The organism is Paracoccus sp. (in: a-proteobacteria) (assembly GCF_030538695.1).
Taxonomy (GTDB): Bacteria; Pseudomonadota; Alphaproteobacteria; order Rhodobacterales; family Rhodobacteraceae; genus Paracoccus.
The window spans coordinates 111,003-123,561 of sequence record NZ_JAUNTN010000007.1 but is presented as its reverse complement, the minus strand read 5'-3'; the positions used below and the strand labels follow the sequence as shown (position 1 = coordinate 123,561).

General features: G+C 61.2%; 9 protein-coding genes. 4 read left to right on the top strand and 5 right to left on the bottom strand.

Annotation, left to right across the window (positions count from 1 at the left end):
- Both Q4G24_RS05530 and Q4G24_RS05525 read right to left on the bottom strand, forming a co-directional pair.
- A partial coding sequence (locus tag Q4G24_RS05530) for an efflux RND transporter permease subunit (RefSeq protein WP_303365512.1) occupies positions 1-2,530 on the bottom strand: 2,530 nt, incomplete at its 3' end.
- The gene (locus tag Q4G24_RS05525; RefSeq protein WP_303365511.1) at positions 2,527-3,702 is read right to left on the bottom strand and encodes an efflux RND transporter periplasmic adaptor subunit; all 1,176 of its coding nucleotides are present in this window, start codon (positions 3,700-3,702) and stop codon (positions 2,527-2,529) included. The genes Q4G24_RS05525 and Q4G24_RS05530, both read right to left, overlap by 4 nt.
- Positions 3,703-3,798: 96 nt before the next feature.
- On the opposite strand from Q4G24_RS05525, the gene Q4G24_RS05520 reads away from it, so the two are divergent.
- Positions 3,799-4,326 carry a TetR/AcrR family transcriptional regulator gene (locus Q4G24_RS05520; RefSeq protein WP_303365510.1) on the top strand — a complete coding sequence of 176 codons (528 nt, stop codon included), beginning with the start codon at positions 3,799-3,801 and terminating at the stop codon, positions 4,324-4,326.
- A gap of 57 nt (positions 4,327-4,383) precedes the next feature.
- Here Q4G24_RS05520 and Q4G24_RS05515 read toward each other — a convergent pair whose 3' ends face one another.
- From Q4G24_RS05515 to Q4G24_RS05505, 3 genes are read right to left on the bottom strand one after another with little or no spacing between them, the layout of a single operon-like run.
- Positions 4,384-4,596, bottom strand: a complete 213-nt coding sequence (locus Q4G24_RS05515; protein ID WP_303365509.1) for a hypothetical protein — start codon at positions 4,594-4,596, stop codon at positions 4,384-4,386.
- 28 nt (positions 4,597-4,624) lie between these two features.
- Positions 4,625-5,554: a hypothetical protein gene (locus tag Q4G24_RS05510; RefSeq protein WP_303365508.1), complete on the bottom strand. Its 930-nt coding sequence runs from the start codon at positions 5,552-5,554 to the stop codon at positions 4,625-4,627.
- 18 nt (positions 5,555-5,572) lie between these two features.
- Positions 5,573-7,555, bottom strand: coding sequence for a glycosyltransferase family 2 protein (locus Q4G24_RS05505; RefSeq protein WP_303365507.1), 1,983 nt, complete (start codon positions 7,553-7,555; stop codon positions 5,573-5,575).
- A 235-nt stretch (positions 7,556-7,790) separates the two neighbouring features.
- Here Q4G24_RS05505 and Q4G24_RS05500 point away from each other — a divergent pair, with 235 nt between their 5' ends.
- Genes Q4G24_RS05500 through Q4G24_RS05490 form a run of 3 tightly spaced genes read left to right on the top strand, consistent with a single transcriptional unit; the run spans position 7,791 to position 12,554 of the window.
- The gene (locus Q4G24_RS05500) at positions 7,791-10,100 is read left to right on the top strand and encodes a glycosyltransferase family 2 protein (protein WP_303365506.1); all 2,310 of its coding nucleotides are present in this window, start codon (positions 7,791-7,793) and stop codon (positions 10,098-10,100) included.
- 19 nt (positions 10,101-10,119) lie between these two features.
- Positions 10,120-11,160, top strand: a complete 1,041-nt coding sequence (locus tag Q4G24_RS05495) for a hypothetical protein (RefSeq protein ID WP_303365505.1) — start codon at positions 10,120-10,122, stop codon at positions 11,158-11,160.
- Positions 11,157-12,554 carry a hypothetical protein gene (locus Q4G24_RS05490; protein WP_303365504.1) on the top strand — a complete coding sequence of 466 codons (1,398 nt, stop codon included), beginning with the start codon at positions 11,157-11,159 and terminating at the stop codon, positions 12,552-12,554. The genes Q4G24_RS05495 and Q4G24_RS05490 overlap by 4 nt, the downstream gene beginning before the upstream one ends.
- Positions 12,555-12,559: the final 5 nt, after the last annotated feature.

Here is a 12,559-nt window from a genome sequence, read left to right as displayed (position 1 = left end):
CGGTCTTTTCGGTGCGTGACTGGCCGGAATAGTCGATAAAGAACCCGTCGGGCAGAAGCGGGCGGGCGATGGCTTCGATTTCCGCCAGACCGTCGCCGGTGGTCACGCCGGGCAGCGGCAGGGCCGAGATGGTGGCGGAATTAAGCTGGTTGAACTGTTCGATACTGGCCGAAGCCACGCCCGTCGTGATCCGCGTCACGGCGGACAGCGGCACCATTTCCCCGGTCAGCGAACGCAGGCGGAACTGGCCCAGTTGCTCGGGATCGGCGCGGTATTCGGGCGGCACCTGCATGATGATGTCATAACTGTTGCTGTCGCGGTCGAACTGGCCGATCGCACCACCGCCGACCAGCAGCGACAGAGTTGCGCCGATCTGGCTGGCGGGGATGTTCAGCGCCGCCGCGCGGTCGCGGTCGATGCTGACCACCACCTGGGTGGTGTCATAGGCAAGCGAGTTCTGCACCACGATGAACCGGCCCGAAGCCTGTGCCTTGTTCTTGATTTCCTCGGCCACTTCATAGACCTGCGCGGGGTCGCCGGTGGATTGCACCACCATGGTAATGGGCAGCCCGCCCCCCGTCCCCGGCAGCGAAGGCGGCGCGAAAACAAAGGCTTGAACCCCCGCCAGCGGGGCCAGCCGGTTTTGCAGATCCTGCTGAATCTGTGCCTGGCTGCGGCCACGATCCGCCCAATCCTTCAGCGCCCAAAGGGCAAAGCCGGAATTGGTCGCGCCGCCAAAGCCGACGACCGAGAAGCTGGCCTCGACCTCGGGCAGCCCGGCGGTCAGGTCGTTGATCTGATCGACGTAGCGGCGGGTGTAGTCGGTGGTGGCATAGGGCGGTCCGGCGATGATCGACAGCAGCGCACCATCGTCTTCCTCGGGGGCCAGCTCGGTCGAGGTTTTCAGGAACAGATAGCCCGTCACCCCGATCAGAACCGCCATGATGAACAGCGTCACCGGCCGGTAATCCAGCGAGGATTCCACCCGCCGGGCATACCAGCCTTCGAAGCGCAGAAAATTGCGGTCGATCCATTTCTGGAACCGCGAATGGCCGCCTGCCGTCAGGATACGCGCCGACATCATGGGTGAGACGGTCAGCGCTACCACCCCCGACAGGAACACCGCACCGGCCAGCGCCAGCGCGAATTCCTGAAACAGTGCGCCGGTCAGCCCGCCGGTGAAGAACAGCGGCATGAACACCGCCACCAGTGTCAGCGAGGTGGCAATGATCGGGCTGACCAATTCGCGCATCGAACGAAAAGTCGCCTGCATGGGTGTCATGCCGCCGTCGATATGGCGCTGGACGTTCTCGACCACCACGATGGCGTCATCGACCACGATCCCGATGGCCAGCACCAGCGCCAGAAGGGTCAGCAGGTTGATGGAATAGCCTGCGACGAACATCAGAAACAGCGTGCCGATCAGTGACAGCGGGATTGCTGCCACCGGCATGGCGACCGAGCGTATCGACCCCATGAACAGCAGGATCACCACCGACACGATCAGCGTGGCCTCGACGATGGTGCGCAGCACCTCGCGGATCGAGGCTGAAATCTGCTCGGTTGCGTCATACATCAGCGTCAGCTCCATCCCGTCGGGCAGCGTGTCGCGGATGGATGGCAGTTCGGCCAGCACATTGGCGGCGGTATCCAGCGGGTTGGCGCTTGGGGTCGGAAAGACGCCGAGAAAGGTGCCGGGCTGGCCGTTGAACTCAACGATCATGTCACGGTCGGCGGCGGACATCTCGACCCGTGCGATGTCGCGCAGGCGCACGACCTCATCGCCTGACCCGCTGAGCGGCATGGCCCCGAAACTTTCCGGGGTTTGCAGCGTCGATTCCATGGTGATCGGATAGGCGACCAGATCGCCCTCAGTCTTGCCCGGTGCGGACAGAAAGTTCGAGGCGTTGATGGCCTGCATCACCTCGGCCGCGGTCAGGCCCCGGCTGGCCAGTTTCAGCGGGTCAATCCAGACGCGCATGGCGTAATTCGCCGCGCCCATGATCTGCACCTCGGCCACGCCGTCGATGGTGGACATGCGCGGGCGGATCACCCGCTCGATATATTCCGTGACCTGTTCCGGCGTCATGTTCGGGTTTTGCAGCGCCAGATACATGGTGGCGAACTGCATCCCGGTGCCTTTGACGATGGTCGGGTCTTCGGCGTCCGAGGGCAGTTGGCTGCGCACCTGCTGGACCTTGGACATGACTTCGGTCAGCGCCGCATCGGGATCGGCCCCCAGCCGCATGTTCACCGACACGACCGAGGCCGAGGGGCGCGACTGGGTGCTGACGTAATCCACCCCTTCGGCGGTCGAGACCGCCCCGGCGATGGGCGAGGTCACAAAGCCCTGAATCAGATCCGCCGAGGCCCCCGGATAGACCGTGGTCACGGTAATCACCGATTCATCGACCTTGGGATATTGCCGGATTTGCAGATTGGTCGCGCCCATGATGCCCAGCAGCATCAGCATAAAGGCAAAGACCGTGGACAGAACCGGGCGTTTGATGAAAATGTCGGACAGGCTCACTGGCTGGCCTCCGCTGCGGGTTCTGCTGCTGGCTCAGCGGGCGGCGCAGCAGGCGGGGTCTGCCCCTGCCCGTCTGGCGTCACGCTGTTGTCCACCGTCACCCGCGCACCGTTCGACAGCCGGTTCTGGCCCGAAGTCACGATCTGATCGCCCGGTGCCAGCGCGTCGCCAAGAATCTCGATCAGCCCGGCGGCGCGGCGGCCCGGCTGGATGAAGACCTGCCGCACCTCGAACTGCGGGCTGCCGTCCTCATCGGTTTCATCCAGCTTGTGCAGGCGATAAACGTAATCGCCATAGAGGCTTGAAACAATGGTGGTTTGCGGCAGGGCGATGGCGTTTTCCTCGACCGGCAGGGCGACGCTGATCTGCACGAACTGGCCCGGCGTCAGGCGACCCGCGGTGCCTTCGACCTCGCCACGGATCGCCACCATCCGGCTGGCCGAGTCGATCTTGGGATCAATCCCCGAGATCCTGCCCGTCAGGCTGTCGTCGCCCTGATCGCTGCTGATGGTGATAGTCTGGCCGATATGCAGATGCGGCAATTCCTGCTCTGGCAGGGTAAAATCAACCCGCATCCGATCCAGATCCTGCAAGGTCGCCACCACCGTGCCGGGGGTGATATAAGCGCCGGGATCAACACGCGGCAGGCCGATGGTGCCGGTGAAGGGCGCAACCAGCCGCCGGGTTTGCAGCGCGGCGCGGGCGCGGGCAAGGGTGGCCTCGGCGGTGCGGAAATTGGCCTCGGCGGCCTCGAACGCCGCATCCGTCGCCACGCCCCGACCGCGAAGCTGGCGGGCGCGGTTCAGCGCGGTTTGGGTCAGATCAAGCTGAGTCTGCGCCGATTCCAGATCGGCCACCTGCGTCACATCATCCAGCCGCAGCACCAGATCGTCCGCCTGAACCTTCTGGTTGGGGCTGAAGGCAACCTCATGGACAATGCCCGCCGCCTCGACCGTCAGTTCAACCCCCTGCCCCGCATTGGCGGTGCCGATGGCCTCGATAACCGGCTGCCATGTCACCGGCTGCACCGTCACCGTCGTGACCGGCAGCACTTGCACCGGCAGGTTGGCAAAGATGTCGCGGATCATCTTGTCGCGGAACAGGTTGAACCCGACCAGCCCGCCGCCGATCAGAACCAGCGCCAGAATGGCGATGATGAAACGCTTGACCACCTGATAGCCTCCGCCGTTATCCCCCGGAATCAGGGGTTGAAACCGTCAGGCATAAACTTTACCGTCTGGACGGTATTGTCAATGCAAAGTCACACCATGGCCCGCAATCCTACAGCGACCCGCGCGAAAATCCTGAAGGCGGCTCAGGAAATCACCATGACGCAGGGCGTAGGCGGTGCCTCGCTGGAGGCGGTCGCGGCGCTTGCGGGGGTGTCCAAGGGTGGGCTGCTGTATCATTTCCCCTCGAAATCGGCGCTGATGCAGGCGCTGGTCGAGGATTTTCTGACCGAGGCGCGGGCGCGGCTGGAAAACTGCGATCCGGCCCGGCCCAATGCCGTTCTGCATGAGATCGTGGACGGGTTCGAGCGCGACTGGGATCAGGATGATCACGATGCCGGGCTGTTGGCGGCGCTGGCCGAAGATCCCGCCATTCTGGCCCCGCTTGGTGACTATCAGGACCACATCCTGACCCGCGCCCGCGCCGAATCCGATGATCCGGTGCTGGCGGAGCTGGTGATCCACGCGCTGAACGGCCTGCGATCAGACCGGCTTTTCGGCATCAACAGCACCAGCCCGGAGGGTGTCACCGCCCTGCTGACCGCGATCCGGTCGCGGATTGCGTGATTGCGGCGGTATCTGATCCGGGGTCTTATTGTTCGCTGTTCGCTGTTCGCAAGCCGTTCAGCGCCCCGACTGATGCAGCAAAGAAAACCAGCTTTGTGAATAGCTGAATGCGCCAAGCGGCATGAACTGGCCGGGCAGGAACCGGGTAAAAGCCTCGAACCGGGCATGAGGAGACACAAGCGGCACCGTCTCGCGGACAGGTGGGAAAAACCTGATCCCATGACGTTTTTGCAGCATGTCTGCGATATACGGGGTGTCGGATACCTGCATATTGGTCGTTTGTTGCGGGGATGTCTGGTCAGGCCAGAACCTGATCCAATATCTTGCCCATATGGCGTGCCACCATTCTGGGGGCGGTGCGCTTGCGCAGCATTTGCATCCGATCCAGCGCATCATTCCAGACCGGGCCGCCGAAATCATCCTTGGCGCGTGCCAGACAGTCCAGAATCGTGGCATCCGAACTGTCGGGAAGCAGGTAGGGATAATCCTTGCCAAGATAGTGAATCGCGTCGGTGGTGTCGGCGGTGCAGATGATATTCGCCCCGCAGGCGGCGGCATTGAAGCCTTTGGTAAAGGGTTTCAGCGGTGCGGTGGCGGCCCCAAGCTCGGGCCGCACGGCATAGTGCAGCGGTGTGCGGCACATCTGCGCCAGGACCTGCCCGAAATCGCTGTCCTTGCCATAATCGGGCTGGGTCAGCAGGCTGCGGGCGGTTTCGGGGATATGGGCGTTCTCGACCCGGCCGAAATAAGCCACCGCCCATTGATCCTGTTGCGGCTTTTGCCGTGTCAGCCGTGGATCCCAGTGATGCGGCAGGTAGAACACCCGGCCTGTGGCCTGCCTGTCGCGCTTAGCGCAGGCAACCAGATGTCGCTGTCCAGATACTGAGGCAGAGATGTGGAAATCAACAAAATCAGGTGCAAACAGGCGTCGTGCGGTCATGTCCAGATAATCCATCCCGACGGCCAGAGAGGTGGATTTGATCTGTTTCATCTCGGCGGCGCTCAGATTTTGAAACACGCCTTTCAGCCCGATGACCACCGCACCTGTCAGCGCCCGGATACCGGCATCACGCGCTGGACCCGGATTGTTCAGCAGGCTTTGAACCGAAAAGCTGTAACGCTGGCCAAGTGACCTGTTGCAGATCGCCGCAAGTTGATCGCAGCGCATGATCTTGCCGCCCATCCGAGCCTGACCCTTGCGGTGCAAAAGAATGACAGGGATTGTCATTGGAATGAGGCCCGCCGGTCAGTTTCCGACGGATTCTGTTTCAGAAACTTGTCGCCGTATGCTGCGTTCGAGCTGGCGCAGCTTCCAGTTGTCCTTATGGTTTCTAGCCTGTTTCAGCGCGGCCTGTGCCAGTTTCGTATGCCCCCGCTGAGCAGCACCAGACAGCATATCAACAAGGTAAGCGTTGCAATCGCGCCGCGCCCGCATCAGTTCGCAGAACCGGGCGCGGTCCAGCCTTCCGGCCATGCCTTCAAGCGCAATATCCTTCAGGATTTTCATCAGCTTGAAACGGGGCGGGATCTTATGCGTCAGAAAAGGCCAGCGCAGATCGACACCGTTATCACCCAGTAGTCGCTCGGCATGGGCTTTGTCGGCACCGATCAAGGGGTCGTGGACGATGATCGCCTTGCCCGCAGCCTTGATCCCCTCGGCGGCGTCACGATAGCGCGGCAGCGCCCACCATTCCGGGCGGCGTGCATAGCGATAGCGACGCTCGAACGGAACCAGATCGGCGGCCAGCGAAGATTGCGGCGCAAAGGCCAGAACCGTGCAGCCCGGTGCCAGCGGCGCGAAAGCCGCTGCGCCAAAGGCCCCCATCGAGGCCCCATACATCGAAACCGCAGGATAGCTGGCGTAAATGCCACGGTCGCGCATATCCTCCAGCACATCGAACAGCGCATCCGAGCGGAACCAGTCATTGCGCTTGACCATCACCCCAAGCGCGCCCCAGCCCTGCGCCCGGATCAGGTCGAATGCCCAGGGTTTGCGCGGGCCGGGAACGCCCATCGACGACAGGTTGTCAAAGCCGAAGACAAGCCGGTCCCGGCCCGGAATATGCACCACGACATGATGCTCTGTTTCGTGGAACTCACCGCCCTGCGTCTGTGCCATTTCGCGCATCAGGCTGAAATCAAGGTTCGGGCCTGCGGGTTCTGCAACCGCTGCAGGGGGGGTATCGGGCAGCGCCGGGGCAGGTTGTTCAGGGCTGGGCAATTGGCTTGCGACCCGTGCAATGGCTTCGGGAACCGGCTGATTTTCGTATTCGAGAATCTCTTTGGTGATGATCGCATATTCAGGATCACCCATCAATTGCGCATAGCGTTCATGCCGCCACACCATTGCCGCCTGCTGGATCTTTAGTGCCTGCCCGCCGCAAATCGCGTCGATACGCTGGATTTCCTCTGCGATGCGTCCGGCCTGTGCGGCCATGGTCGTATCAATGCCGCCACGGGCGTTCCAGTTCCTCCAGTAGAGTTCCTTCATGTCGCGGTTCACATGGCCGGATTTGCCCCGGTCGCATTTCAGCACGAAGTTTTCGGTATCCTTGACGATGTAATGATGCACCGACGCCAGCCGGCCGGCCTCTGGGTCGTGATGACCAACCGCCAGCGTTTCGGGGCTTTCGATCCGGTTGGCCGAACCGTCATAGGAATGCCATGTCGGCGCGACGTGCGATTTTGGGGAATGAACGCCAAAGCGGGCAAAGGATGTCGGGCGGAAAATTGTTTTGGTCGGAATACGGTTTTTGCGCCGTATGTCTTCGGGCAGGCAGTGGGTGAACCGCGACACCACCAGATCAGATTCCAGCGTGTATTGCTGGCTGTGGCCGAAATTATGCCAGTTCAGACGGATTTCTTCGGCATCATCGGGATAGGCGGCGATCAGATCCGGCAGGGTGCCGCCGGGAACATCAATACGGATGAACTCATCTGCGTCGATGGCGATGGCCCAATCGACCTGACGAAACAAATCGGATTGGCTCGCCTGACGATAAGAATGGCGCTGCGGAGAGCGGAAGCGGATGCCGTCATTGTCGTGATAGGTGATCAGCCCATGTTCAGCCAACAGGGCCAGTAATTCCTTGGTGCCATCGACCGAGCCGTTCTGAAAGACCAAGAAATCGGTAAAGCCGATCAGCCGGTGCCAGGCCAGCCATTCCAGCAGGAATGCACCTTCGTTCTTGACGGTGGCAAGGGCAAGAAAACGGGTCTGGTCGGGCATTGGGTTACCGTCTGGCTGGCGTTTTCCGCGGCAAACGCGGCTGATAAAGTCATTGAAAGCATTGCTTTGATACAGAAAATCATATCGTTTGACCAGCGGTTTTCCGCCGATGCCTGCGGGTGGCCGCTTGTGCCGAAAACGCATATTTCTATACGAAAATTGTGAAATAGTTGACCCTTAGCGTAAATGCGCATAAGTATCGGCCCGGTATTCCGGGTCAGATTCGAGATGTTCCGTGGCCGTGCCTTCCACCATCCTGCGCCAAACTATTACCGCCCGCCCGCTGGGTCAGCTTTGTAATGATGCTGCGCGTGGTGGGGCCTTGCTGGCAGCGGTACCGGTTGCAGATTTGCCCGGTCAGGCGCGGCTGTATTTCTCGGACGGGATCGACGCCGATGCGCTGATCCCCGAGGGTCAGGGCAATGTGCGCTGGTCGCGGATCGTGTCCGGTGCGGCGGTGATGGATCTTGAGCGTGAGGCCGATGGTCAGGTCAAGCTGCCACTGGCCGGTTGTGATGCCCTGATCCGGGTCGAGCCGTCGGAAACCGGTCTGTTTGCGGGCCGCAATGTGATCCTTGGTCATTGCAACAATGAAACGCCCGAAGTTTTGCGTGACTGGCTGCTGTGGCATCGTCGCCAGCATCGTGCCGATGCGGCGCTGGTGATCGACCGTGCGGCCCCCGGCCATGCCGACGATCTGGTGGCCGATCTGTCGCGGCTTCTGGCGGATGATCCGGCTGCGGCGGATGATCTGGCGGGCATGATCGTGATGGTGGTCGATTGCGACATGCCGCTGGGTGATGCGGCGCGCGGGGCGGAACAGCACCCGATGAACGCGCCCGACGCGCCGGGCAAGGACCGGATGGAGCAGCCTGCGCCCGACCCGTGGCACGCGCCGCTGTCCTATCGCCTGCTGTTCGATCTGATCCGGGCCAAGTTTCTGGCCTCTGCCCGCGCCGTTGCCAATCTGGAGCTGATGGATCTGGTCGCCCCCCCGGATGAACGCGGCAGCATCTTTGACATGGCGCAGGATATGCCCATGGGCGTGCTGCCTTTGCGGGGTGAGCGGGTCTATCCCTGGGGTCTGCGTAAAGGCACCGAGCCGGGCTTCGGAGATCACATCTGCCGTCGCTTTGACGCGCAATCCGCTGAATCACGCTGGTGCGTGGCGCCTGCGCGGATGCCTTCCGGCACGATCTGGATGATGCTGCGCATCCTTGGCGCAAAAACATCTGCGCCGCCTTGGCCGTTCTGGCGTTTCATGGCGCTGCGGCACGGGATCGAGCGGTCAAAGGTCGGGCAGATCGTGCCGAAATCGAGCCTGATCGAAGATGACCGCCTGTTGACCATGGCCGAAGCGCTGGGGGCGAAACCCTTGCGCATCCCCGCGGATGAGGCCGCTGCCCGTGCCGAGGCGGCCAAGCGCACCGATCATGTCGCCATTGTCACCACGATGAAGAACGAAGGTCCGTTCATTCTGGAATGGATCGCCTATCACCGCGCCATCGGGGTGCGTGATTTTCTGGTCTATACCAATGATTGCACCGATGGCACCGACGAGCTTTTGCAATTGCTGGAACGCAAGGGCTATCTGCAATGGCGCGATAACCCCTATCGTGAAGTCAATATGAAACCGCAGCACGCGGCGCTGGATGCGGCCAATAATGAACCCATCATTCAGAACGCCGATTGGGTGATCTGCATGGATGTGGATGAATATATCGCCATCCATACCGGCGACGGCACCATGAAGGCGCTGTTCGATGCGGTGCCGGATGCGAATATGATTTCCTGCACATGGCGGCTGTTCGGTAATGCCGATGTCGATGAATACAAGGATGAGTTCATCACCCAGATATTCACCCGCGCCGCCCGTGAGTTTGCGAACAAGCCGCATCAGGCATGGGGTTTCAAGACGCTTTACCGCAATGACGGATTGTTCAAGAAACTGGGTGTTCACCGGCCCAAGGGGCTGATGCCGCAGGCGGTGGACCGGATCAACTGGGTGAATGGCTCGGGCAAGCTGATGCCCAAGGATCAATGGCGCAATGCGTGGCGGTCTCATTCCGGCACCTATGGCTATGATCTTGTGGCGCTGAACCATTACGCGGTGCGCTCGGCTGAAAGTTTTCTGGTCAAGCGTGACCGGGGCCGGGTGAACCATGTGGACCGCGATCAGGGCATGGCCTATTGGTTCCGCATGAATCACAACGTGGTCGAGGACACGCGGATGCACCGCATCCTGCCGTTGCTTCAGGCCGAATATGACCGGATGATGGCTGATCCCGAAATCGCGGCCATGCATTTGCAATGCGTTGAGGCGCATAAGGCCAAGATCGGGGAATTGAAGGCGCAGCCGAACTATCAGGCGTTCCACACCGCGCTGAACAGCGACCGCACCCGCAAGCTGACGCGGTTGCATGGGCATTTCGGATCGAATGTCTATATCGCCGGGCCAGAGGTTGTCCCTGATGATGTCGTGGCCCGTGATCCTGACGATGATTTTTTCTTTACAGTCGAATACAGTGGCGAAACGCAACACTGACAAAGGAAAGGGCTGACAGATGGCCAAGGAATACGCCGTTGCTGCATTGTGGATCGGGGGCAACCTCAGCTATCTGGAACAGCTTTGTCTGAAGTCTTTTGTGGATGCTGGTCAGCATACGATTCTTTATACTTATGAAGGCGTCACCAATGCCCCTGAGGGGGTCGAGATGCGCGATGCGAATGAAATCCTCTCATCGGATAATCTCCTGACCAATGAACGCACTGGCAGCCCGGCGCTTCATTCTGATGTCTTCCGCTATCACATGCTGGCCAAACATGACGATCTGATCTGGGTCGATACGGATGCCTATTGTGTCCGGCGGTTTGAAACCCCGAACGGACATATGCACGCCTGGGAATCCAAGCATGGTATCAATGGCGGTGTCCTGGGCCTGCCGCAAGACAGCGAAACACTGGCGGCGGTTCTGGAGATGACCAAAGATCCCTATGGTATTCCCGAATGGTATAAAGGCGAAGAGCGCGCCGAGATGGAGGCCCGTATGGCCGCCGGAAATCCGGTTCATGCCGGTGAAATGCGCTGGGGTGTTTGGGGGCCTCATGCGCTGACCCATTATCTGAAAAAAACCGGCGAGGTGAAATATACCCTGCCGCAAGCTGCATTATATCCAGTGCCTTATTCTGACCGTATGTCGATGACCCGGCCGGGTTTTGCTGCGGATAAATACCTGACCGATGAAACCATCTCGATCCATCTTTATGGGCGCCGGATGCGCGCCCGTCTGTTGGAAAAGTTCGATGGGGTTGCGCGTCCGCGCAGTCTGATTGGGCGCTTGCTGAAAAAGCACGGTATTGACCCTGCCGCGGCTCCGATCAAACGCAAGGCACCTGCGGCTGCGGTCGAGACGGCTGAGGCTGCGCCGGTAAAGGCCGCCGTGAAAAAGGCTGCCGTGAAAAAGACCGCCGCCAAACCGGCAAGCCCCAAGGCAAGCGCGACCCAAAAGGCGACCACCGCAAAAAAGCCCGCAGCGACGAAAAAAGCCGCCACGTCAAAGACGGTCGCCAGCCGGGCCACCAAGCCGAAAGGGGCCAAATCGTGAGCAATCCCGCCGCCGATGCTTTCAATGCTGCCCTTGATGCGGCGCTGGGCGGTCTGACCGCCTGCGCCTCGGTGATGGATGTGGCGGGACAATCGGCGGCGCAGGTGATCGCGCTGTCACGGCGCTTTGACTGCGACATTCTGGTGGCGGATATGGGCAAGGACGGTGCGTTCAACCCGCGCCGCCCGTGGTTGAAACGCTATCTGGCGCAGTTGGAGGACGCGGGGATTCCCGCAGAGCGTATCCGGGTGGTGCGCAAGGAACAGGATTTGCGCCCCGCCGATGTGGTTCTGGCGCTGACTTCTTTCGGGGATCGTTGGAAAATCCAGCATTTGCGGCCGGTGCTGGAGCGTGGGATTCACGCTGACAGCGTGGTGTTCGTCGATGTGGCGAAAGGTTCGGGCGCGTTTCCGTTCCTGCGCAAGCTGGGGGCGGTGGAAACCATCGCGGAACATGCGGGTGACGACAGCCAGCGTTGGCGGCTGCGGTTCCTGCCCAACCCGCCCGCGCCGGTTGCGGATGACAGTTGGGCCACGATTGCCCGCGGTCTGGCGGGCGAGGACGGTTTTTTCAGCGACGGGCCAGAGGGACACAGCTTTCTGTATGTTCCGCGCAGCAAGGATGTGCTGGTCGTCACCTTTGACAACCTCGATATTGCGATGAACAAGCGCGACACGCGCCGCCCCTGGGGCTATGAGTTCATCGAGAAGCAAGGCTGGTCCATGCTGGGCGTTCTGGCGGGGGGCTGGACGTGGTATCGCAACCCGTGGGTCAGCGCCGAGTTCGACCGGCTGCGCGATCAGGGCTTTTTCAAGCAATTTGGCCGGGTGGTGTTCTATGGCGCCTCGATGGGCGGCTATGCGGCCTCGGCCTTCAGTGCTGCCTGTCCCGGTGCGGATGTGGTGGCGATCAGCCCGCAATCGACGCTGGACAAGACGCTGGTGCCTTGGGAAACCCGCTATAAAACCGCATGGGACCGTAATTTCTCCGGGCCTTATGGCGATGCGACCACGGCCAGTCTGGCGGCGGGCCGGGTGATGATCCTGTATGATCCGCATGAGCCACTGGACAGCGGTCATGTCCGCCGTTTCACCGGGCCGAATGTGATGAAGCTGCGCTGTCCGTTGCTGGGGCATCGTCTGGGGTCGTCGCTGTCGCAAATGGGGATTTTGTCCCCGATCATCCTTGGCGCACTGGATGGCAGCCTGACCGAAGCCGAGTTCTATCGCCTGCTGCGCGCCCGCCGTGATTTCCCGCGCTATCACAAAGAGCTGTTCGACCGGCTGCGCAAGAATGGCCGCGATGGGCTGGCGCTGAAGTTCGGGCGCTGGGCCTTGGCGCGGGCCGATAACCGGCATATCCGTCTGGCGATGAAGGATATGGCCAAGGGCTAGGCCCC